Below are 22,622 nucleotides of genomic sequence, written 5' to 3'. Positions count from 1 at the left end.
AAATCCTCCCTCGCGAAGCGGGGGAGGATTTCAGTTACCGCTCCAGCCCCTTCACGATCCGCGCATGGGCGCCCTTTCCCAGCGGGTTGAGCAGCATCAGCGCGCACGAAACCGCCAGTGCCGTCAGCGGCACCAAAGCGATCGTCCCGCGCATCGCCGCCAGCGTCGCCTCGCTCTGCGGGACGTTCGCGACATAACCGGCGCTGTCGAACCCGAGCCCGAGGATCGCCGTCGCCAGCCCGATCGCCACCCGCTGGAGCAGCGCCGCCGCGCCGAACACCGCGCCCTCCACCCGCAGCCCGGTAGTCTGCTCGCCATATTCGATCGTGTTGGGCAGCATCGCCCAGAAGGCGAAGTGCAGCCCGACGATCGCCGCCTGCATGCCCACGAGGAACAGCTGCATCGCCACCGGCCGATCGATATGCACCGCCGCGAACAGGGCCAGCCCCGCGATGCATAGCGACGCCGCGACGAACCACAGCGCCCGCGTTCCCAATACCCGCTGGAGCAGCATCCACGCCGGCACCGCCACTGCGCTCACCACACCCATCCACGCCAATGCGCTCTGCCCGGCGTCGTCGCTGCCGAGGAAGTATTTGAAATAATAGAGTACCGATTTGTTGAGCACGGTCACCGCGACGATCATCGCCATCATCGCGAGGTTGAGCGTCACGAATGCCCGGTTGGCGATCAGGCTGGCTACGCTGGCACGCACCGAGGGCGGGGCAGGAGCGATTGGTACGGCGTCTTCGCGATAGGTCGCGCCGACCAGCATCAGAATCGCAGTGCCCAGCACCGCGAACAGCACCGCCGCCCACAAATAGCCCTGCGCCGCCGCTGCGCCGCCACCGATCCACATGCCGATCGGCACGGTCCCGCGGGCCACGACCACCCAGGCCAGCGTCCCGAACAGCATCCGCGCGCCCGCGACGAACGCCCGATCGCGGCTGTCGACGCTGATCCGCGCGCCCATCGCCAGATAGGGCACGTTCAATGCCGCATAAGCGGTGCGGAACAGCAGATGCCCGATCACCACCAGGGCAAGCCCCGCCGCCCCGGTGCCGAGCGGCGCATAGGTCAGGACGCACGCCAGCCCCAGCGGTACGCTCCCCAGGATCAGCACCCGCCCATAGCCGTGCTTCGGCCGGCGCCGGTCGGTCGCTGCCCCCGCGACGAAATTGGCGATACCGTCCCAGATCGACGCAGCGGTGTAGATCGTCGCCGCGGTCGCCATCGGCAGCCCCAGCGCGTCGGTGTAGTAAAACAGCAGGAAGAGCATGATGCTCTGCCAGTAGAGATTGAACGCAAAATCCCCGAAGGCGAACAGGATCAGCCGGGCCTTCATCGGGAGGGGCGGGAGCGTCATCGAACCGGAGTAGGAGAGGCGCGGCGTCAAGTCACCTGCACCCCTTCTGGCGCTTCGCGCCTCCTTCCTCTCCCGACGGGAGAGGGAAGGGTGCGGGCCACATTCCTCAAAACGCCTGGGACGTGTACCCCGACGCACATGAAAACTCTCGCCGACCCCGCCAACCGCCTGTCGCACGGCCTCGCCGCGATCCGCACGCGCTTCCAGGTGCCAGAGGGCTTCTCCCGCGCGGTGCTCGCGGCCGCCGAAGCTGCGGCAGCCCGCGCCCCGACCGGACACATCGACCGGACCGACCGGCATTTCGTCACGCTAGACCCTGCCAGCGCGACCGATCTCGACCAGGCCTTCGCGGTCGAAGCGGCCGGGCCTGACATGCTGCTTCATTATGCGATCGCCGATGTCGCGTGGTTCGTCGACGACGGCGACCCGATCGACCTCGAGGCATGGCGCCGCGGCACGACTTTCTATCTCCCGGACGGCAAGGCCGGGCTTTATCCGCCGGTGCTCAGCGAAGGCGCCGCGAGCCTGCTCCCCACCGGCCCGCGGCCGGCAGTGATCTTCACCGTGCGCGTCACGCCGGATGGGGCGGTGCATCTCGACGGTGCCGAACGCGCGGTGATCCGCAGCGCGGCCAAGCTCGCCTATGACAGCGTCCGCGATACGGATCTGCCGCCGGGCTTTGCCGACCTTACTGCCCGCCTCCAGCACGCCGAGAGCCGTCGCGGCGCTGCCCGCGTCGATCCGCCGGAACAGGAAGTCGCCCTGCGCGACGACGGCAGCTTCGCATTGGTCTTCCGTCCGCGCCTCGCCTCGGAGGAGCGTAACGCCGCGCTCTCGCTCGCTGCCAACATGGCGATCGCCGATGTGCTGCGGGCGCACCAGACCGGGCTGTTCCGGGTGATGGCCGAGCCCGACGACCGTGCCGTCGCGCGCCTGCGCCAGACCGCCGTCGCCTTCGGCCTCGATTGGCTGCCCGTGGCGACGCTCGCGCAATTCGAGGCGACGCTCGATCCCGGCGATCCGAAGCAGGCGGCCTTCATGCTGGCGATCCGCCGCGCGGGGCAGGGCGCGTCGTACCAGCCCTTTCAGCCCGGCATCGTCCCGTGGCACGCGGCAGTTGCGGCGAGCTACGCCCATGCCACCGCGCCGCTCCGCCGCCTCGCCGATCGCTATGTGATCCGCGCGACGCTGGCGGTGGCCAACGGCCAGCCGGTTCCCGAAATAGTGACCGCGGCGTTCGACAAGCTTCCGGTGGTAATGGCGCGCGCCGATGCGATCGGCGGCCAGATCGATCGCGCGGTGATCGACCTCGCCGAGGCAGTGATGCTGCAGGGCAGGGAAGGCGAGGTATTTGCCGCGATCGTCACCGACGCCGACGATCGCGGCGCACGCATCCAGCTGTGCGATCTGCCGATCGTCACCCGCCTTGCGCTGCGCGGGGCAGAACCGGGCGATGCAGTGCGCGTGCGGCTCGTTTCGGCCGATCCGGATCGCCAGCGGATCACATTCGAGCCAGTGGTGTGAGTCGCTGACTCACGCTCCCTTTTTCGTCACCCCAGCCCCGCCAAACTCGCCGCCAGCTCGTCCTGCCGAAACGGTTTGGCAAGCCGCGGCAGGTCGGGCGAGATGCTCTCGAGATCGGCATAGCCCGAGACGATCAGCGCCTTCACTTGCGGATAGCGCTCGCGCACCGCGCGCACCAGGTCGGTGCCGCGCATGCCCGGCATCAGATGATCGGTCACCAGGAAGTCGACTTGGTTAGCGGCCAGATGGTCGAGTGCCGCACGCCCGCTTTCCGCCTCGACCACCCGATAGCCGAGATCGCGCAGCAATTCGCCGGTCGCCGCGCGCACCGATGCTTCGTCGTCGACCAGCAGCACCGTGCCTGCCGCGACGCCCGGCCCGCAGGACGTGCCAACGTCTCGCGCCGCGACGGGGCCGCCCGCCACGGGGAGGAACAATTCGACGAGGGTACCGAGCCCGGGCTTGCTCGACAGCAGCATCGCGCCGCCGAGCTGCGAGATCAGCCCATGGACCATCGACAGCCCCAGGCCGGTGCCCTTGCCGACGCCCTTGGTCGAAAAAAAGGGCTCGACGGCACGCGCCATCGTCTCCTCGCTCATGCCCTCGCCGCTGTCGGCGACCGTGAGCCGCACATAGCAGCCCGGAGACAGATCGGAGCGATGCCCTGCCTCCAGCACCACCGGAGATGCGGCGAGCGTCAGCCGCCCACCCTCGGGCATCGCGTCGCGGGCGTTCACGCTGAGGTTGAGAATCGCCAGTTCGAGCTGGTTGGCGTCGGCCAATGCCGGCGGCAGGTCGTCGGCGATGTCGACGCTGACCTTGATCTGCGGACCCGAGGTACTCGCGATCAGATCGGACATGCCGTGCACCAGTGCGGCGAGGTCGACCGGGCCGGGCTGGAGCGGCTGGCGTCGTGCGAAGGCGAGCAGCCGCTGGACCAGGGTGCGAGCGCGCTCGGCGGATTCGAGCGCGGCGCCGATCAGCCGGCGCTCGCGGTCGCTGGCATTCTGGCTGCGGCAGAGCAAGTCGAGGCTGCCGATGATCGGCGTGAGCAGATTGTTGAAATCATGCGCGACTCCGCCGGTCAGCTGCCCGAGCGATTCCATCTTCTGCGACTGGCGCAACGCCTCCTGCGCGCGCTCGAGTTCCTCGCGGCGCTCCACTTCCCCGGTCACGTCGCGGCCGATGACATAGGCTTCGCCGTCGCCGGGCGCCGCGGTCCACGCGAAACGCCGCCATGATCCATCCTTCGCGCGCAGCCGGGCGACGAAGTCGCGCAGCGGCCCGGTTGCCGCGGCGCGAACCGCGTCGGTCATCGCCTGCGACTCGTCGGGATGCAGGAAGCGGTCGAGGCGCTGGCCGAGCACGTCCTCGGGCGCATAATCGAGCAGTGCGCCCAGCGCCGGATTGACCGCGCGGATTTCCCGGCGGCGCCCGACCACCAGCATGAGGTCGCCGCTCAGTCGCCACATGCGGTCGCGCTCGGCAGTGCGCCGGGCGACCTGATGCTCGAGCGTCTCGTTGAGTGCGCTCAGTGCCTCCTGCGCCTCGCGCCGCTTGGTCACGTCCCGGACGATGCCGGTGGTGCGGATGGCCTTGCCGCGCGCGTCGCGCTGTACCACCCCGCGCGAGGCGATCCAGCGGACCTCCCCGTCGGGGCGGACGATCCGGTATTCGGTCGAGAATTCCTCGCCCGAAAGGACCGCGCGCCGCACTTCGGCGAGCACGCGTTCGCGGTCGTCGGGATGGATGGTGCGGGCGCGGTCATCGACCGTCACTTCCTCGCCGCTTGCGACGCCGAGGATTTCGCAGGTCCGCGCCGACCAGCTGCCCCGCATCGTCTTGAGGTCCCAATCCCATGTGCCGATCCGCGCGCCTTCCACCGCGAGCCGCAGTCGGCTCTCGCTCTCGCGCAATGCCGCCTCCGCGCGCACCCGCTCGACATGCGCCCAGCTGCGTTCGGTAACTTCGCGCACCAATCCCAGTTCGTCGGCGGTCCAGCGCCGCGGCGTGGAATCGTGGATCGCCATCAAAGCGGTGAGCCGGCCCTCCTTGAGGAATGGCATGCAGATCGTCGCCTGGATGCCGATGTCGAGGAATGCCCTGGCGCCGTCCGCTCCCAGCTGGTTGGCATCGTCGATCACCAGCGGGTGCCCCGCCTTCAGGCTGGCCACCGCGAGACTACCGAAGCTGGCGAGGCTGTAGCGCCCGACGATGCTCGGCACGTGCGCGGCGTGCCAGTCGCCGCGGATGTTGAACATATCCTCGTCAGCTTCCATGTCGGCATAGGCGCAGTCCGAGCCGCGGAGATGCTCGCCCAGCATCCGCGTGGTCACCGCCATCACTGCGTCGGCATCCGTCGCCCGCGCCGTCGCCACCCCTAGTGTATCGAGGAAGCGCAGCCGCCCCTCGTTCTTGCGGAGCGCCTGCTCGGCCTCGCGCCGCGCCACGGCATCGCGGGTCCGCTCGGCGACGTCGCGGATCAAGGCGAGTTCGTCCTCGCTCCAGTCGCGCGGGTCCGCGTGGTTGAGGAACAGCAAGGCGACGAACCCGCCTTGCTCGGTCACCGGCATGTTGACGAACGATCGCGCGCTGATCGCGGCGAGGCTCGCCGCGGTGGCGGCGGTGCGCGGGTCGCGCTCGGCATTGGCGACGACGACCGTGCGCCCCGCTTTCAGATCGTCGATATAGGTGCCATAATCGCGGAAATGGAGCAGCCCGGCGAGGCTCTGGACGCCCGGCGCGTTCCAGTCGCGCTCGATCCGGACCGTCTCGGCCTGCTTGTCGATCGTGCCATAGCCGGCGCGGCTCACTCCCAGCCGCTGCCCGAGCATCGCCGCTGCGGCATAAGCGATCGCATCGGGGTCCTCAAGGTCGCGAATGCGGTCGGCAAGCTCGGCGAGTGCCTCGTACCGCAGACTCCCGTTACCGGCTTCGTTCACCGCAAGCCCCCTCATTCACTCGACAAATCCGTCTGAGCAGCCCCGCCCGGCCGAGAATACAGCCGGGCGGAGGTAAAGCCAGCGATTTGGCGCGGCGATCCAAATAGCCATATGAGAACGTTCTTGAGAACGCTCTCAATTTATGCTCTAAACGCGTCATCCGAGGCGCAAGACTTCGGAAGAGGGGTGTTGGAAGGTGATCGCAAGCGTCGCAAAGGGCGCTCCGCGTTTCGCTTCGGCCAAGGTTTAGACAGCGTTGTCAGCCTAGGAGCCGCCCCCTGCATAAAGATGTTCGCCGTCCCGAAAGGTGCGGCGCAGGGAGCGAGGGGCAGGATGCAATCGAGGTTGGCGAGCACGGGGCGGCTGTGGGCGATGATCGCCTTGTTCGCGACCGCGCCGGTGCACGCGCAGGATTCCCCTGCACCGCCGGCCACGCGCCCCTGGACCGACGCGACGCTCCCGCCTGCGGCCCGCGCCGAGATGCTGCTCGCGGCGATGACGCTCGAGGAGAAGCTCGCGCTCGTCTATACGTGGTTTCCGCCGATGGCGAAGGACCCGGCCGTGCCGAAGGATTTGATTCCCTCGGCCGGCCACCAGCCCGCGATCCCGCGGCTCGGCATCCCGGCGCTCCGCGAAACCGATGCCAGCCTCGGCGTCGCCAACCAGGTCGAGCAGCGCAAAGGCGACGTCGCCACCGCACTCCCCTCGGGGCTCGCGCTCGCCGCCAGCTTCGACCCGCAGCTCGCTTATGACAGCGGCGCGATGATCGGCAGCGAGGCGCGCGCCAAGCGCTTCAACGTCATGCTCGCCGGCGGCGTCAATTTGACCCGCGATCCGTGGGGTGGGCGCAATTTCGAATATCTCGGCGAGGATCCGTTGCTCGCCGGCACGATCGCGGGCGAATCGATCCGCGGCATCCAGTCGAACCGCATCGTCTCGACGATCAAGCATTTCGCGCTCAACGCGCAGGAGACCGGCCGCTTCGTCATGGACGCCCGCATCGACGAAGCGGCGTTTCGCGAGAGCGATCTGCTCGCCTTCCGCATCGCGATCGAACGCGGCCGGCCGGGCGCGGTGATGTGCGCCTACAATCAGGTCAACGGCGACTATGCCTGCGAGAATGACTGGCTGCTCAACCGGGTGCTCAAGGGCGATTGGGGCTATCGCGGCTGGGTGATGTCCGATTGGGGCGCGGTCCACTCGACTGTAAAGGCGGCGCGCACCGGGCTCGATCAGCAATCGGGCGGCGAGCTGGACACGCATCCCTTCTTCCGCGCCGACCTCCGCAAGGCTGTCGAGAGCGGGGAACTTCCCGCCGCGCGGCTGGACGACATGGTCCGCCGCATCCTGTTCGGCAGTTTCTCTACCGGGGTGATGGACGCCCCGGTGGTCGAGGCGCCTCAGCCGATCGACTATGCGAAAAACGCCGAGGTGGCCCAGCGCGCCGCCGAGGCGGGCATCGTGCTGCTCAAGAACGATCGTGGCCTCTTGCCGCTGGCGAAGACGGCGAAGCGCATCGTGCTGATCGGCGGCCATGCCGATGTCGGCGTGCTTTCAGGCGGCGGCTCGTCGCAGGTCCGCTCGGTCGGCGGTGCGCCGATCGAGATCCCGCTCACCGGCGGCGCCGCCGCCTCGTTCGTACGCCGTACCTGGCACGCCTCATCGCCGCTCGCCGCGATCCGCGCGCTTGCGCCGCGTGCGCAGGTGCAGTTCGTCGATGGCAGCAATCCCGCCGCCGCTTCCGCCGCGGCCCGCGGTTCTGACGTCGCAATCGTCGTCGCGACCCAGTGGACCACCGAGGCCGAGGACCCGCAGGGCATCGCGCTCGACGGCAATCAGGATGCGCTGATCGCCGCGGTCGCCGCTGCCAATCCGAAGACGGCCGTGGTGCTCACCACCGCCGGCCCGGTGCTGATGCCGTGGATCGATCGGGTGCCAGCGGTGCTCGCCGCCTGGTATCCCGGCCAGCGCGGCGGCGAGGCGATAGCGCGGGTACTGTTCGGCGAGGTCAATCCCTCGGGCCGGTTGCCGATCACTTTTCCTGCCGCCTCGTCGCAGGCGCCGCGCCCGCAAGTGCCCGGAATGGAGCAGGTGCTCGCCGATCCGAAGCGCGGCGAGGACGCGCGGGCGATCCGGCCGTTCGAGGTCCAGTATCGCGAAGGCTCCGACGTCGGCTATCGCTGGTATGCGCGCCAGCGGCACAAGCCGCTCTTCGCCTTCGGCCACGGGCTTTCCTACACCCGCTTCGATTATGCGAAGCTGCGCGTGGAAGGGGGCGACGGCCTCAAGGTCGGCTTCGAAATCACCAATCGCGGCAAGCGGGCAGGGGTCGACGTGCCCCAGCTCTATGTCGCGCCGCGGGACGGCAGCCGGCCGCTGCGCCTTGCCGGTTTCGAGCGGGTAACGCTCGCGCCTGGCGAAACGCGCCGCATCACGCTCACCGCCGAGCCCCGGGTGATCGCCGACTATGACGTCGCGAACCCCGGCTATCGGGTCGCGCCCGGAAATTACCGTGTCTCGATCTCGCGGGACGCCAGCCAGCCAGTGCTCACGGGAACGGTGGAATTGCGGGAGCGCCGGCTGGCGCCCTGACGACAAGCAACCCTGGAAGCGGGACGCAGCAGAACACCCGCCAGGCAATTTTGGGAGGAAGACGGAATGAACAAGGGGTTATCAGGGGTAATCGTCGGCCTGTTGGCTAGCACCGCAATGGTGGCGCCGGCATGGGCGCAGGATGCGGCCACGCCCGCGCCCGCCGCGCAGGACGATCAGGTCGCGGCCGAGGGCGAGGAAATCGTCGTCACCGGCATCCGCGCGTCGCAGGAAGCCGCGGTCGACATCAAGCGCAACGAGACCGCGATCGTCGATGCGATCTCGGCCGAGGATATCGGCAAGCTGCCCGACGTCACCATCGTCGACGCGCTCCAGCGGATTCCGGGCATCCAGATCCAGCGCAATGCGGGCGAAGGCACCAACGTCAACATCCGCGGACTGCCGCAGGTCGTCACCTTGTTCAACGGCGAGCAGTATCTCAGCCCGGGCAATCTCGGCGAGGCGCGCCCGAACCTGAACGACGTTCCCGCCCAGCTGATGAACCAGGTCGTCGTGTTCAAGTCGACCGACACCCGCAACGCCCTTTCGGGCATCTCGGGCACGATCGACCTGCGCACCCGCCGCCCGTTCGATCTCGCCAAGGGTCTCACCGTCTCCGGCCAGGCCGAATATTCGCGCGGCGATTATACCAAGAAGAACGACTATCTGGTCAGCGGGCTGGTCAGCTGGCGCAGCGACAATGTCGGCGTGCTGCTGTCCGCGGTGAAGAGCAATTCGAACCTCGGCAACAACTATGCGGGTATCGCCGGCAGCGTCTTCGGCAACAACGACTGGAGCGGACCCGGCGCTACGGACCCGAACTGGATTGCGCCGCACGGCTACGAGTTCTTCAACCGCGTCGTCGAGCGCGATCGCCTCGGCATCAGCGGCGCCGTGCAGCTCAAGTTCGGCGAGGGATTCACGCTCACCGGCGAAGCGTTCCATACCGAGTTCACCGAGCATAACCGCGCCGCCGGCATCAACATCTCGAACCGCTGGAGCGGCCTCGGCTGGACCAACCCTACCGTGTCATCGGATTCGGGCCAGGTCGGCGGCCCCAACGGCAAGCCGTGGCTCGACGTCGACGAATATGATCTCGACGTGTGGTGGCTCAACAGCTTCTCGGTGAACCGGACCGCCAAGTCCAGGGCGACCAACTACAATCTGCAGCTCGACTACGATACCGGGAGCAACTTCAAGTTCACTGCGCGGGCCTTGCGGGCGGATGCCAATTTCCGCAGCGTCAATGGTCAGGTGCAGGGCGACATGAGCAACTGGCGCCAGACCAACACCTTCACGTTGTTCCGCGACGCCGCCGATCCCACGCGCGGACCGTTTTTCCCCGCCAACATCGCGTCGCAGTTCCCGGCGTCGCGCTACACCAACGCCGTGGTGGGCGCGAACGGTGGGCGCTACATCGATCCGAACCCCCTGGGTTATGGGCAGAACCCGCAGATTCACATGGACATCAGCGGCGACCATCCGGTGTTCAGCGGCTTCGACAATCCGATCAGCGGCGGCCTCGGCACCCGCCCGCTCAAGGATTATATGGCAAATCTCGACAGCTACGCCGTCGGTGCCTTCTCGTCCGAAGGCAATCAGGAGAATAACTCCGATCTTGGCGTCTTCCGCCTCGACGGCAGCTACGACTTTGACGACAACGGCCTGTTCGGCGTCCTCAAGCGCGTCGATGTCGGGGTCCGTCGCAGCGATCGCAGCGTTCAGATCCGGGCCTTCCATTTGTTCTCCAACTTCTACGGCGGCAACGGCGCGACATCGTCCGAAGGTTGCTCCGCGCAGTGGAAGGCGATCGACGTCGTGATGAACCAGGCCGGGTGCCAGGCGGGCGAGCAAGTGCCGAACCCCGCCTTCAACCCTGGGCTGCCGGTCAGCGCGACCAACCCGACGACGGTGTTCCAGGGCTATACGGTCAACAAGCCGACCAAACTCAACGAGTATAACAACGTTTATTTCCTCACCGATCTGGGCGGGGTGAGCTCGGGAATTCCGGGCTTCTGGGTTGCCGATCCGCGTGATTTCGATGACGCTAAGGCGTTCCACGAGCGCGTGTTCGGCGGTGCCGACGAAGTCATCATTCCGGGCCGCACCTACGACGTCGATCTCGTCGAGGAGAGCGCATACATCAATACCGCTTTCGAGGCCGGCATCTTCACCGCGGCGATCGGTGCGAAGATCATCAATACCAAGCTCACGGTAAAGCAGAACATCACCGGGCCGACCCGCAGCTATGGCGATACCAATACCGACGAAGGTGACACGGTCAGCAGGCGCGATTATATCGACGTGCTGCCGGCGGTGAACCTGGCGTTCAACTTCACGCCGAACCTTCGCCTGCGCGGCTCGTACAGCAAGACGATGATCCCGCTCGATCTCGCCAATTATGGCGGCGGGCTCACCATCTCGACTGCCGACTCGCAGGGGCCCAGCGCCGCCGATCCGAATGCAGCGCCGCTCGGCGTTCGCCAGGTGACCGGAGCCAACTCGAGCGGCAACCCGTATCTCAACCCTTGGCGTTCGCATAACTTCGATGTCGCGCTCGAATATTATCTCGGCCGCGGCACGCTGTTCAACCTGGGGCTGTTCAAGCTCGACATCGTCAGTTTCGTCGGCACCGACACCACGTTGACGGGCCGCTTCCCGGATCAGGACGGCGTAATCCGCCGTACCGTGCCGGTAACGCAACCGGCGCAGAAAGAAGGCGGTTCGCTGCAGGGAATCGAGCTTGGCGCGAAGATTTCGTTCAGCGATTTCGTCCGCGGCGGCCTCCTCGGCAACTTCGGTCTGGACGCGAACTACACCTTCTCGGACAGCAAGCAGAATGGCATCGGCCTGGACGGCGACCGACTGCCGTTCCAGGATAACTCAAAGCATCAGGTGAATTTAGTCGGCTGGTATCAGGATGACGCGCTGCAGGTCCGGGTTGCGTACAATTACCGCACGCCGCGACTGCAGGGGAATTTCGGGTCCATTCCGATCTTCCAGGATACGGCGCAATATGTCGACGCGAACGTGACGTTCAACGTCAACGATAACATCGCGATCTACGGCAACGCTTCGAATTTGTTCGGTGAGATTGAACGATATTATTTCCAGTTCGACAAGGACTCGAAGCAGTTCCACTCGCAGAACGAGTTCGAGCCGCGCTATTCGGTGGGCGTGCGCGCCCGCTTCTAACGAGCCAACCCTCCTGAGCCGGCGGCCTTGGGCCGTCGGCTCATTTTTTGACGTAGTCGTAGACCGCATGGTTTCGCTTGCGGTGCCGCAATCAAGAAGATCAGATACCGAGATGGTCACCGGGGGAAGCGCAGCCAACGCGATTGAGCGTGTCGTCATTGTCGGCGGCGGTACCGCCGGCTGGATGGCGGCCGCGGCTTTGTCTGCCCATCTCGCCGGAAGCGGCGTCTCGATTACATTGGTCGAGAGCTCGGACATCGGCACGGTCGGCGTCGGCGAGGCGACGATTCCCACCATCCGCCGTTTCTACGGTCAGCTCGGCATGTCCGACGCCGAAGTGATGCAGGCTTGCCAGGCGACCGCCAAGTTCGGCATCCGCTTTGTCGACTGGCTGCGCGACGGGCACGATTTCGTCCATCCTTTCGGCCGCTTCGGCCAAGATCTGAAGGGAGTCGATTTCCACCATTATTGGCTCAGGGCGCGGGCCGCCGGAGATCGCGCGCCGCTCGGCGATTACTCGCTCGGGAGCCTGCTCGCAGGCGAGGGGCACGCCACCTTGCCGGCGCCGGATCCGGGCTCGCAACTCGGCATCTTCGATTGGGCGCTGCACTTCGACGCGGCCTTGTTCGCGCAGCATATGCGCCGCTTTGCCGAGCGCATGGGCGTGGCGCGGGTCGATGCGCGGATCGCCCATGTGTCGCTGTGGGGCGAAGACGGCTTCATCGAAGGTCTGACGCTCGACAACGGCGCCCGGATCGGAGGCGATCTGTTCGTCGATTGCTCGGGCTTCCGCTCGCTGTTGCTCGGCGAGGCGCTGGGCGTCGGGTACGAGGATTGGTCGCACTGGCTGCTCTGCGACGGTGCCTTCGCAGTGCAGAGCGAGCGGGCAGGGCCGCCGCCTTCGTGCACCATCGTCACTGCGCGCCGCGCCGGCTGGCAGTGGCGGATCCCGCTGCGCACGCGCGAGGGCAATGGTCTCGTCTTTTCGAGCCGCTTCCAGAGCGACGACGATGCGCGCGACGAACTGCTCGCGCAGGTGCCGGGCAAGCCGGTGATGGAACCGCGCCGTCTGCGCTTCACGCCCGGCCGCCGCAAGGTCGCCTGGACGAAGAATTGCGTAGGGCTCGGCTTGGCCTCGGGCTTCCTCGAACCGCTCGAATCGACCAGCATCGCGTTGATCGAGACCGGCATCGAGCGGCTCAAACAGCTGTTCCCGGACAAGGATTTCGATCCCGCGGTGATCGCGGAGTATAACGAGCAATCGGCCGAGGAAATCGAGCGTGTCCGCGACTTCCTGATCTTGCACTACAAGCTCAACGGGCGGCCCGGCGCGTTCTGGCAGACGTGCCGGGACATGGAGCTGCCCGACAGTCTGAACGCCAAGCGCGCGCTGTGGCGGGCCCGCGGCGCGTTCATCCGCTATCGCTGGGAAATGTTCTCGCCAGCGAGTTGGCTGGCGATTTATGCGGGCTTCGAGAATATTCCCGCTCGCATCGACCCCGCGATCGCCGGCCTCGACACCGATCAGCTTCGCCGCTCGCTGGAGGCGATGCGCCGCTCGGTCCGCGAGACGCTTGCCGATACCCCCACGCATCAGGAGTTTCTCGAGATCATGGACGGCGCCGCGGCGAAGGGGCGGGCAGCATGAGGGCGTCCGACGCGCTCCGTAAGGTCTGCATCGTCGGTGGCGGCACCGCCGGCTGGATCGCGGCCGCGCTGATGGCCCATCATTTCAAGGGAAAATTGTTCGAGATCGAACTGGTCGAAAGCGACGATATCGGCACGATCGGCGTCGGCGAATCGACCATCCCGCCCTTCATGGAGCTGATCGCCAGGCTCGAAATCAACGAGCAGGAATTCGTCCGCGCGACCCAGGCGAGCTTCAAGCTCGGCATCGAGTTCGAAGACTGGCGCCGTAAGGGCGAGAGCTATTTCCACCCCTTCGGATCGATCGGCCAGCCGGTTGAGCTCAGCGAATTCTATCAATGCTGGCTCAAGGCGCGCCAGGCCGGTCAACCGTTCGAACTGATGGACTTCGCCCCCGCCGCGGCGATGGCCCGCAACGGCCGCTTCATGCTGCCTTTCAAGGCCCAGAAGACGCCGATCGGCGGCGCGGCCTATGCGCTCCATGTCGATGCCAAACGCGTCGCTCAGTTCCTTCGCGCGCATGCCGAGGAGCGCGGCGTGACGCGCACCGAGGGCATGGTCGCCGACGTCCGCCTCGACGATCGCGGCTTCGTCGACACGCTCGTGCTCAAGGACGGCCGCGAAGTGACGGCCGACTTCTTCATCGATTGCTCGGGCTTCCGCGCCCTGCTGATCGAGAAGACGCTCGGGGTCGGCTATGAGGACTGGTCGCAATGGCTGTTCTGCGATCGCGCCATCGCCGCGCAGACCCGGAATGTCGGCCCGCCGCGCCCCTACACATTGGCCCAGGCGCAGGACTATGGCTGGCGCTGGCGCATTCCGCTCCAGCACCGCACCGGCAACGGCCATGTCTTCTGCAGCGAATTCCTGTCCGACGACGAGGCCACCCGGATCCTGCTCGATCAGGTCGAGGGCGAGGTCGTCGCCGGGCCGATGGTGGTGCCGTTCAAGACCGGCGTCCGCGACAAGATCTGGCACAGGAACGTGCTGTCGCTCGGGCTCGCTTCGGGCTTCATCGAGCCGCTCGAATCCACTGCGATTCATCTCGTCTATCGCGGCATGGACTTCTTCTTCCGCTATTTGCCCGACCGTAATTGCGATCCCCGCCTCGCCGGTGAGTATAATCGCCGCATGACCGCCGATTACACCGAGATCCGCGACTTCATCGTCCTCCATTACTGCGCCACGCAGCGCAACGACACGCCGTTCTGGCGCAAGTGCCATGACATGGAACTGCCCGACAGCCTGCGTGAGCGGATCGAACTGTTCCGCGTCAACGGCGTGCTGCGCGAGGGGCATGACGAGCTGTTCCGCGCGGTCAGCTGGCATTCGGTGCTCGAGGGCATGGGCATCCACCCGGCGAGCTATCACCCGTTGGTCGATCGCATCGAGGAGGGGTGGCTGTTCGAAGGCATGAGCCAGGTCCGCGCGCAGCTCGCGCAGGTGGCAGGCACCTTGCCGACGCACCAGGAGTTCATCGATGCGCATTGCCGCGCCGAGGCTGTAGATCTCCGCTGATGCACAAGAAGCGCGCGATCACCATCAAGGACGTTGCGGCTGAGGCGGGGGTATCCTTCCAGACTGTGTCTCGCGTGATCAACGACGGCCCCAACGTCACGCTGGCGATGCGCGAGCGCGTGATGAACGCCGTCAACAAGCTCGGCTACGTCCCCAGCCTGGCCGCGCGGCGGCTGGGCGGATCGCGCTCTTACCTCATCCTCGCGTTCAACGATCGCCGCCCGACGCTCGATGGCTGGGAGTCGCGGCGCGGCAACGACTGGGTCGATCAGATGCTGTATGGCGGCATGCTCAAATGCGCCGAGCATGGCTATCGCATGCTGTTCGAACTGGTCGACTCGCACTCGGACGCGCTCGAGGTGCAAGTCCAGGCGGCTCTCTCGGCGCTCCATCCCGACGGCGTGATCCTGACGCCGCCGCACAGCGATGACGAGCGGATCACCCAGCTCCTCCATCGCAACGGATTGATCTTCGCCCGGCTAGGCTCGCGCCGCGAGGGGGAGGGCTTCGCGGTCTATATGGATGACGAAGCGGCGGCACGAGCGGCGACGAAATACCTTCTGGACCAAGGGCATACGCGTATCGCCTATGTCGAAGGGCATCCCGAATATGCGATCAGCGGCGATCGGTTGCGCGGCTTTCGCGGTGCGATCGAGAGCAGGGGGCTCGCGGTTCGCCCCGAATATCTCCAGCCCGGCGACTTCACCTATGAGGCGGGGACGCGGGCGATGGCGGCGCTGGCAAGGCTCGACAAGCCGCCCACCGCGGTGCTGGCGAGCAGCGATGAAATGGCGCTGGGATGCCTGCACGCCGCCGCGCCGCTGGGCCTGTCGGTCCCGGGCGATCTCTCGATCGTCAGCTTCGACGACACCCCGACGGTGCGGATGAGCGTCCCTTCGCTCACCGCCATCCGCCAGCCGATCGCTGCGATGACCGCCAGGGCCGCGGAGCTGCTGATCGAGGCCAAGGCGAAGGCTCTCGAGGGGAATAGCAGGCATCTTTTGCCGTTCGAATTCATTGTCCGCGACTCTACTGCGCCACCGCGATAACGGGGAACATGTGAACGCCGAAGTTGACACTGACAGGGCATCCACGTTCTCCAGCCGCGGCTTCATTGTCGTCTATGCGCTCGCTTATGCCGGGCTGTTCGTCAGCTTCATTCCCTTCGTGTCCGTCCTGCTCCCGCTAAAGGTGACTGCGGTCGCCGACCCGGAACACCGTATCGCGCTGCTGAGCGCGGCGGCTTTGGGCGGCGCGGGCGTGGCGAGCGTCGCCAATCTGGTCTTCGGCGCGCTCAGCGACCGCACCTTGCGCAACCGCGGCACAAGGCGACCCTGGATCCTCGCCGGGCTCGTGCTGCTGATCCTCGCTTATGCGCTGTTCCACTGGAGCAGCGACGCGATCCAGATGCTCGCCGCGGTCGGCCTGCTGCAAATCGCGATCAACATGATGTTCGCGCCGGTGGGGGCGATCATGGCCGACGAGGTTCCCGACGCCCAAAAGGGGCTGGTCGCCGGACTGATGGGCGCGGCGCATCCCTTTTCCTCGCTGATCGCAGTCGGCGTGACGCTTCAGGCGCTGGGAACGCAGGGGATGCGCTATGCGCTGATGTGCGCGGTCATCGTCCTCCTCGTTTTGCCGCTTTTGCTGTTCCTGCGCGAGCGGCGCGACTCGCTTCCCGAGCCGCCGCCGGCGCTCCGCATCCGCCGCCGCGCCGATTTCGCGCGGATCTGGGTCGCGCGGGTGCTGGTCCAGATCGCCGGCAACGGGCTGTCGACCTATGGGCTGTTCTACTTCCTCGCGGTGCTGGGCCAGAAGATCCCGGACAAGCATCATGCCGAGGCAGCGAGCGAAGGCGTCGCGGCGATCTTCGCCGGAGTGACGATCGTCGCCCTGGTGCTGACCATCGCGGCGGGGCGGCTCTCGGACCTGATGATGCGGCGCAAGCCGTTCCTTGCCGTGGCCGCGCTGGTGATGGCCGCCGGGCTCGCGATCATGGCGGCGGCGCCCAATTGGGCAGTGGCGACGCTTGGCTTCGGTGCGGCGATCTCGGGCATGTCGGTGTTCCTCGCGCTGCAATCGGCGCTGGCGATGCAGCTATTGCCCTCGCCAAGGCATCGCGGACGCGATCTCGGGATCCTCAACCTCACCAACACCCTGCCGGCGATGGTCGCGCCATTGCTGGCGCTGGCATTGAGCCCGGACAAAGCCGGCTATGCCCCGTGGCTGCTGGTGCTCGCGCTCGGGGTGCTCGCCGGCGGCGCCGCGGCGATGACGATCAGGACGCAGAACTGATCGCGCGTCCCTTGTCCGAGAGGCTGCGGAAGGTGATCGACCAGCGCGGCACGTCCATCGGCGCGATGCTGTGCTCCCATAAGTGTCGCGCCTCGCCGGAGAGGTGGTAGATCGAGCGCGGCGCCATCGGCGCGGCGAAGCGATCGAACCCGCCGGGCCGGCGCTTGCGGAAGCGCATCGTCGCGGAATTGCCGAGCGAAATGCCGATCACGTGCTCGAACACCGGGCGATCCTTGTGCCAGCCGATCCCGGCGCCGGGATCGTAGCGGATCAGCAGGGCATGTTCGAACTCGGCGGGTGCGAGCCCGGCAAACGCCGCAGCCTGATCGCGAAGCGGGAGTAGCCAATCGGGGAGCGGGGTGCCCTGGGTGAAGCTGGCATCGTCGAAGTCGTAGCGCCAGCCGAAGCTGGTGGTCAGCCGCTTGCCGAGCCATCCCTGGAACCGGAACGGACGGAGCTTGACCCCGTCGATCGCAGCGATCAGCCGGCCTTCCTCGTCAGGCGCGACGAATGCTTCTGAAGTGGCCAGCCCGGAGAGGCCGGGAGCGCCGAACAGGTCGGGAGAGGAGAGCGGGATCTGCACCAATGGTCTCGCAATGGGCCATGGGATTTGGGGTCTGCGTCTCGCTTTCCAACCCCCGCGGCACCATGGTTGCATTTTCTGCAACGACGATTTCTTATTAAAATCCGTTCGGATTCCGTCTCATAGCGGTTGCAACAAACGCATTACCCGCATAGCGGTGCGCGCCGTGAAAGACCAAATGATTGCTGAAATCGACCGCGCGTCGCTGTTCCTCAAGGCGCTGTCGGGTCGTAGCCGCCTGTTGCTGTTGTGCCATTTATGGGACGGCGAGAAATCCGTTGGCGAGCTCGCTCGGCTCACCGGCGCGCGCGACACTGCCGTCTCGCAACAGCTGGCGCTACTCCGCCGCGAAGGGATGGTCGCCGCGCGCCGCGCCGGCCAGATGATCTTCTATTCGCTGGCGAGCCCGGAAGCGAAGCGCATGCTCGAATCGCTTCACGACCTGTTCTGCGTCGAGCCCTTCGCCAAAGCCGCCGAGTAGAGCCGCTCGACATCCTCGCGCCGGGTCAGCTCGGTGCCAGGGGTAAGCAGCGCAGCCGCGCCGGCGGCGACGCCGTAGAGCAAGGCCTCTTCGAGGCTCTTTTTTGCGGCGAGCGCGAGCGTGAGCCCGGCGACCATCGAATCGCCGGCGCCGACCGCGCTGCCGGCGGGCACTTCGATCGCCGGCATGCGCAGCTCGGTCCCCTCGGCGACGAGCAAGGCGCCGCGTTCGGCGAGCGACACCACCACCACTTCCGCGAACCCGCGATCGCGCAGTTCGCGCGCGGCGGCGGTCTGGTCGGCTTCGCCGGCGAGTTCGCGGCCGACCAACTCCTCGACTTCGCGCAGGCTGGGCTTGATCAGCCACGCGCAGCCGCCCTCGAGCGCGGCGAGCGCCGGACCCGAAGTGTCGACCACCAGCCGCGCGCCGATCTTTCCGCCGAGGCTGCACAATTTGTGGAAGATCGCGGGATCGCAACCGGGCGGCAGGCTGCCGCTGGCGACGATATAGTCCGGCGGGCTATCCCCCCCGGTCACGGTCTGCAGCAACTGCTCGAGTTCGTTTTCGTCCAGCGTCGGGCCGGGGAGGACGAAACGATATTGCTCGCCGGTTTCGGTTTCGTCGACAGTGAAGCTCTCGCGCGTGGCGCCGGCGATCGGCACCGGCGCGACCGGCACGCCGGTATCGCGCAGCAGCTTCTCGAACGTCGCGCCGGTGGGGCCGCCGCACGGGAACACCGCAGTCACTTCGCCGCCGAGCGCATGAACCACGCGCGCGACGTTGATGCCGCCGCCGCCGGGTTCGAGCCGGGGTTCGGCGCAGCGCAGTTTGTGGGTGGGGCGGACCGTGTCGGTGCGCGTCGACAAATCGAGCGCGGGGTTGAGCGTCAGCGTCGCGATCCGCGCCATCAGCGCCGCCGTTCGAGCACGGCGCGTGCGGCGGCGACGATGACTTCGAGCGGACGATTGACTCGCATCCGGTGCCAGCCGGAAAGCTCGCCGATCGAGAGCCGCGATTGTTCGCGCACCACCTCGGGCGTTGCATCCGAAGCATCGCCGCTGCGCGCGGCGACCCGGGCGATCCGATCGCGCTCGGGCGCTTCGAGCCAGATGCCGGTGAAGGGCACGTCGATACGGAAGGCGAGTGCCTCGGCCACGTCGCGTTCGCTGCGGCTGAGGAACACGGCGTCGAGAATCACCGAGCTGCCGCAGGCGAGATGGTCATAGGCCGATTCGAACACGGCCTCATAGGTTTCCTCGTCATTGTGCCGGGTATAATGCGCTGGCGGCAGCCTGGTTTCGGGGGCGATCCCGGCGAGGCGCTTGCGGAAGATGTCGGAGCGCAGGACGCGCGCGCCGGGGCCGCGGCCCAGCCGCGCGCCGAGCAATCGGGCGAGAGTCGATTTGCCGGTGCCCGAAAGACCGCCGATCACGATGAGCCGTGGCGGGGAGGGCGCGAGCATGGCCTCGGCAAGGGCGATGTCGCCCGCTTCGGCGGCGTGGAGCGAGAGGAACAACGGCAGTGTCGCCCAGCCGCTCGGGCCTTGCGGGGCTATGTCGACATAGCGATTGGCGACGATATTGGCTTCGACCGGCAGGCGGCGCTGGAGGAAGCCCGTCAGGTGCGCGGCGAGATCGAACAGGGTGTCTTCATGGGCACCGCCCGGCAGCTGGCGCACGCGCTGCGCCCGGCTCCTGCGATCGAGATGCGGAAGCTGGCGGGACCATTCGCGGCGTTGGGCCTCCACCGCCGCCAGTTGCTCGATCCGGGCGAGGAACGCGGCGCCGGTGCCGGCCGGGGCCGCCGCATGGCCGGAGGCGATGCCGTCGGCGAAGCGGTGGAGCATGGACGCGTCGAGCCCGTCCGGTGCGAGCAGCACCTCAGGCGAAGCATTTCCCTTTGCAGCCACCGCGGCCATTGCCGGCTCTCCTTCACGCATCCCTTAATGGCGCTTTGCCGGGCTAGCACCGCTTTTCTGAACGGAAGCCGACAAAGGGAGGATTTCCGGGGGCGATCGTGGAGGCTGCGAACTCCGGGCGGTGGATGTCGGCTGTTGGCGGGCAGCGCGGACTGACGGCTCACGGGAAAGCATAGCTGATAGCGGCCATTTCACGACGACCCGGAACTCACCTGCGAGTTGTCGGGTATTTTCGCAATCCGGCAGTGTTCAAGGGTTGCACGACCGTGCGTCATCCGTTAGCTGTTCTCTATATGTTCCAATATTGGCTGGGGTTCAAGCATGTCTCTAAACTACGTGATGATCGGTTCGAATGATGTCGCCCAGGGGCGATCTTTTTATGATGCCGTGTTGCCGTTGATTGGAGGTACGATCTTTGCCGACTTCATGCCGCACGGTTTTTGCTACGAGCTGCGCGGCGGCGGGCGGATTTGGGTCGCGCCGCCACATAACAAGGATTCAGCAACTCCCGGTAATGGCAACATGGTTGGCCTGTTGTGTAAAAGTGAGACTGAAGTGCGCGCGGTGCATGCGGCGGCACTGGCTAATGGCGGAAGCAATGAGGGCGATCCCGGTCCTCGTCCGCAATATGGCCCTGATTTTTACGGTGCCTATGTCCGCGATCTTGATGGCAACAAGATGAGCTTCGTTTATTTCGGCGAATCTGCCTGACATTCGCGGCGGGCGACCGCCTGCGGGCGCCGTCGCACATCCCTTAGCGCTTGCCGGGCTAGCACTGCTTTTCTGAACGGAAGCCGGCAAAAGGGGTGGATTCTTTGAGCCGATTGGGAGGTTACAAACCCCAGGCGGCCGATGGAACCGCCTTTGGATTAGGGCAACTCGTCGCGCTGCGGTGGACGAAGGTAAAATGCGGGGACAACCTGTTCTGTGGGGAGGCCTTTAGTAACTGAAAGGGCTCACAAATGCGCCTTCTTAAGGTCGTAACTGCGTCAATGCTGACGTTCGGCGTGACGGCAGTACCCGTCGCTCAGGCATCGGCATCTATGTTATCGCTACAGCGCGCATCTACCGCGGGCGAGAAATCGAGTAATCTCGACGGATCAGTAACGATTATGCTCATCGCTGCCGCCGCGATCATCGGCACGGCCGTTTACGTGTCGACGAATGACGACGACCCCGACAGCCCCTGAACGCAGCCCCTCTGATACTCCGGAGCCGGCGGCGTAGCCAGGTGCGCCGTCGGTTTCTCCTCGATCCGGGGATTGCTCCCGGCGGCACCGCGCTCCATCCGCGTCGGCATCGCACAGCCCGAAGTGCAGGTGCTCGAAGGCCAGGCGGCGATTGAACCGGAATGGAGGCTGCTTCCGGGAATGGCGCTCACACCGGCCGCGCCGCCGCCGCGGCGAAGCGCCGGGCGAAGACTTCGCGCAGTGGCTTGGGGCGGAACTGCGCGTCATAGGGCGTGGCGCGTTTGACGGTGCCGTCGGCGCGCGGGCTGAAGCCGTTGAGCCAGCCATATTTGTCGCACATTCCCCAGACCAGCACGTCGCGGAGCTGCGGATAGGCGAACATGATCGCGAGATAGGCGTCGGCATAGGCCGCGACGGCGGCGTCGCGCACCTTGGGATCGGCCGGCAGATCCTTGTCGTTGACGTCGAACTCGGTGATCAGCAGCTTATAGTCCATCGCGACGACCGCATCGAGGAAGCGGCGCCATTCGGCTTCCTGCCGCGCCGCGGCCGCGCCCGGATTGCCGCCATAGACGCCGATATGCGATTGCACGCCGAGCGCATCGACCGGCACGCCCCGCTTGCGGAAGCCTTCGAGCAGCCTGAGCACGCCGGCGCGGTGCTTTTCGTTGCCCGGCTCCCAGCTCATATAATCATTGTAGACCAGTTGCGCCCCGGGGGCGTGCTCGCGCGCGGTGTGGAAGGCGAGGTCGACCATGGCATCGGCATCGCCGAACGCTTTCGACAGCGAGGTCTCGCGCTGGAGGCCGGTCTGCTCGTCGATCGTCTCGTTGACGACGTCGTAGCTGGTGATCCGGTCGCCATAGAGGCGGCACAGGGTGCGGATATGGTCGGTGAGCACAGCCTCGGCTTTGCCGCGCGGGTTCGGGCCGAAATCATAGCCAGTGAGCCATTTGGGGAAATATTGCGCCTTGTGCCACAGCAAGGTGTGGCCGCGCATCGCCATGCCCTTGGCCCCGGCATAATCGAGCATGTCGGTGAAGCGGGTGACGTCGAACTTGACCGGATCGGGACGCAGCCGCTGCCATTTGAATTCGTTCTCGGGAACGAGGATGCCGCATTCGCGCTCGAGCAACGCGGCATAATTCGGATTGGCGAACGAGCCGGCGTCGGCGCCGGGCGTGCTCCACGCCACACACGAGCCGAAGCGCATGCCCTTCGCTTTGGCGAGCGCGCCCAGCGAGGGCGCGCGGGTGGCGAGGGCAGGGCTCGCGACCGCGCAGGCCGCGGTGGCCGCCAGCATTTCGCGGCGCGTCAATCGCGTCATCGTCTCTCTCCTTGCGCGCGGTTGTGGCGCGTCTTCTGATAGCG

General features: G+C 66.5%; 16 protein-coding genes. 10 read left to right on the top strand and 6 right to left on the bottom strand.

The features are described from left to right. Positions 1-34 precede the first annotated feature (34 nt). A complete protein-coding gene (locus CVN68_RS09220; RefSeq protein ID WP_100281940.1) occupies positions 35-1,366 on the bottom strand; it encodes an MFS transporter in 1,332 nt (443 codons plus the stop codon). Positions 1,367-1,504: 138 nt separating this feature from the next. Here CVN68_RS09220 and CVN68_RS09215 point away from each other — a divergent pair, with 138 nt between their 5' ends. Further along, positions 1,505-2,890, top strand: a complete 1,386-nt coding sequence (locus CVN68_RS09215; RefSeq protein WP_100281939.1) for an RNB domain-containing ribonuclease — start codon at positions 1,505-1,507, stop codon at positions 2,888-2,890. A 26-nt stretch (positions 2,891-2,916) separates the two neighbouring features. Here CVN68_RS09215 and CVN68_RS09210 read toward each other — a convergent pair whose 3' ends face one another. Then, complete coding sequence (locus CVN68_RS09210) at positions 2,917-5,832, bottom strand: PAS domain-containing protein (RefSeq protein ID WP_158298805.1); 2,916 nt, start codon at positions 5,830-5,832, stop codon at positions 2,917-2,919. A gap of 333 nt (positions 5,833-6,165) precedes the next feature. Between CVN68_RS09210 and CVN68_RS09205 the strand changes: the two genes are divergently transcribed. The 6 genes from CVN68_RS09205 (at position 6,166) to CVN68_RS09180 (ending at position 17,079) form a co-directional block, all read left to right on the top strand. Next, positions 6,166-8,424, top strand: a complete 2,259-nt coding sequence (locus CVN68_RS09205) for a beta-glucosidase (RefSeq protein ID WP_100281937.1) — start codon at positions 6,166-6,168, stop codon at positions 8,422-8,424. A 102-nt stretch (positions 8,425-8,526) separates the two neighbouring features. Continuing rightward, positions 8,527-11,619 carry a TonB-dependent receptor gene (locus tag CVN68_RS09200; RefSeq protein ID WP_233503656.1) on the top strand — a complete coding sequence of 1,031 codons (3,093 nt, stop codon included), beginning with the start codon at positions 8,527-8,529 and terminating at the stop codon, positions 11,617-11,619. Between the two features lie 67 nt (positions 11,620-11,686). After that, positions 11,687-13,267 carry a tryptophan halogenase family protein gene (locus CVN68_RS09195; RefSeq protein WP_199560244.1) on the top strand — a complete coding sequence of 527 codons (1,581 nt, stop codon included), beginning with the start codon at positions 11,687-11,689 and terminating at the stop codon, positions 13,265-13,267. Beyond that, positions 13,264-14,784 (top strand): tryptophan halogenase family protein, encoded by a 1,521-nt coding sequence (locus CVN68_RS09190; RefSeq protein ID WP_100281934.1) that lies wholly within the window; start codon positions 13,264-13,266, stop codon positions 14,782-14,784. The genes CVN68_RS09195 and CVN68_RS09190 overlap by 4 nt, the downstream gene beginning before the upstream one ends. After that, positions 14,784-15,833 carry a LacI family DNA-binding transcriptional regulator gene (locus tag CVN68_RS09185; RefSeq protein ID WP_100281933.1) on the top strand — a complete coding sequence of 350 codons (1,050 nt, stop codon included), beginning with the start codon at positions 14,784-14,786 and terminating at the stop codon, positions 15,831-15,833. The genes CVN68_RS09190 and CVN68_RS09185 overlap by 1 nt, the downstream gene beginning before the upstream one ends. A gap of 10 nt (positions 15,834-15,843) precedes the next feature. After that, positions 15,844-17,079, top strand: a complete 1,236-nt coding sequence (locus tag CVN68_RS09180) for an MFS transporter (RefSeq protein ID WP_158298804.1) — start codon at positions 15,844-15,846, stop codon at positions 17,077-17,079. Here CVN68_RS09180 and CVN68_RS09175 read toward each other — a convergent pair. Further along, positions 17,063-17,662 (bottom strand): alpha-ketoglutarate-dependent dioxygenase AlkB, encoded by a 600-nt coding sequence (locus CVN68_RS09175; protein WP_233503655.1) that lies wholly within the window; start codon positions 17,660-17,662, stop codon positions 17,063-17,065. The two genes, CVN68_RS09180 and CVN68_RS09175, sit on opposite strands and share 17 nt — an antisense overlap. Positions 17,663-17,828: 166 nt before the next feature. Between CVN68_RS09175 and CVN68_RS09170 the strand changes: the two genes are divergently transcribed. Next, on the top strand, positions 17,829-18,143 hold the full coding sequence (locus tag CVN68_RS09170; RefSeq protein WP_233503654.1) for an ArsR/SmtB family transcription factor: 315 nt from the start codon (positions 17,829-17,831) through the stop codon (positions 18,141-18,143). Here the strand turns inward: CVN68_RS09170 and CVN68_RS09165 are convergent. Together CVN68_RS09165 and CVN68_RS09160 are read right to left on the bottom strand one after the other, a co-directional pair. Further along, entirely contained in the window at positions 18,098-19,051 is a 954-nt protein-coding gene (locus CVN68_RS09165; protein ID WP_100281930.1) for a 1-phosphofructokinase family hexose kinase, read from the bottom strand. The two genes, CVN68_RS09170 and CVN68_RS09165, sit on opposite strands and share 46 nt — an antisense overlap. Then, on the bottom strand, positions 19,051-20,061 hold the full coding sequence (locus CVN68_RS09160) for an AAA family ATPase (RefSeq protein WP_100281929.1): 1,011 nt from the start codon (positions 20,059-20,061) through the stop codon (positions 19,051-19,053). The genes CVN68_RS09165 and CVN68_RS09160 overlap by 1 nt, the downstream gene beginning before the upstream one ends. Before the next feature lie 339 nt (positions 20,062-20,400). Between CVN68_RS09160 and CVN68_RS09155 the strand changes: the two genes are divergently transcribed. Next, a complete protein-coding gene (locus CVN68_RS09155; RefSeq protein WP_199560243.1) occupies positions 20,401-20,772 on the top strand; it encodes a VOC family protein in 372 nt (123 codons plus the stop codon). Between the two features lie 251 nt (positions 20,773-21,023). After that, positions 21,024-21,251, top strand: coding sequence for a hypothetical protein (locus CVN68_RS09150; RefSeq protein WP_100281927.1), 228 nt, complete (start codon positions 21,024-21,026; stop codon positions 21,249-21,251). A 187-nt stretch (positions 21,252-21,438) separates the two neighbouring features. On the opposite strand, the gene CVN68_RS09145 is transcribed toward CVN68_RS09150, so the two are convergent. Next, positions 21,439-22,578, bottom strand: coding sequence for an endo-1,4-beta-xylanase (locus CVN68_RS09145; RefSeq protein WP_100281926.1), 1,140 nt, complete (start codon positions 22,576-22,578; stop codon positions 21,439-21,441). Positions 22,579-22,622: the final 44 nt, after the last annotated feature.

It is taken from the genome of Sphingomonas psychrotolerans (assembly GCF_002796605.1).
In the GTDB taxonomy this organism is placed as follows: domain Bacteria; phylum Pseudomonadota; class Alphaproteobacteria; order Sphingomonadales; family Sphingomonadaceae; genus Sphingomonas; species Sphingomonas psychrotolerans.
Note: the sequence above shows the minus strand (reverse complement) of the source record. Positions and strands in the feature narration are given on the sequence as shown.

Excerpts from the sequence above, each read along its gene's own strand:
- CVN68_RS09220 (WP_100281940.1), bottom strand. The coding sequence starts at position 1,366 with ATGACGCTCCCGCCCCTCCCGATGAAGGCCCGGCTGATCCTGTTCGCC.
- CVN68_RS09215 (WP_100281939.1), top strand. The coding sequence starts at position 1,505 with ATGAAAACTCTCGCCGACCCCGCCAACCGCCTGTCGCACGGCCTCGCC.
- CVN68_RS09205 (WP_100281937.1), top strand. The coding sequence starts at position 6,166 with ATGCAATCGAGGTTGGCGAGCACGGGGCGGCTGTGGGCGATGATCGCC.
- CVN68_RS09195 (WP_199560244.1), top strand. The coding sequence starts at position 11,687 with ATGGTTTCGCTTGCGGTGCCGCAATCAAGAAGATCAGATACCGAGATG.
- CVN68_RS09190 (WP_100281934.1), top strand. The coding sequence starts at position 13,264 with ATGAGGGCGTCCGACGCGCTCCGTAAGGTCTGCATCGTCGGTGGCGGC.
- CVN68_RS09185 (WP_100281933.1), top strand. The coding sequence starts at position 14,784 with ATGCACAAGAAGCGCGCGATCACCATCAAGGACGTTGCGGCTGAGGCG.
- CVN68_RS09165 (WP_100281930.1), bottom strand. The coding sequence starts at position 19,051 with ATGGCGCGGATCGCGACGCTGACGCTCAACCCCGCGCTCGATTTGTCG.
- CVN68_RS09160 (WP_100281929.1), bottom strand. The coding sequence starts at position 20,061 with ATGGCCGCGGTGGCTGCAAAGGGAAATGCTTCGCCTGAGGTGCTGCTC.
- CVN68_RS09155 (WP_199560243.1), top strand. The coding sequence starts at position 20,401 with ATGATCGGTTCGAATGATGTCGCCCAGGGGCGATCTTTTTATGATGCC.
- CVN68_RS09150 (WP_100281927.1), top strand. The coding sequence starts at position 21,024 with ATGCGCCTTCTTAAGGTCGTAACTGCGTCAATGCTGACGTTCGGCGTG.
- CVN68_RS09145 (WP_100281926.1), bottom strand. The coding sequence starts at position 22,578 with ATGACGCGATTGACGCGCCGCGAAATGCTGGCGGCCACCGCGGCCTGC.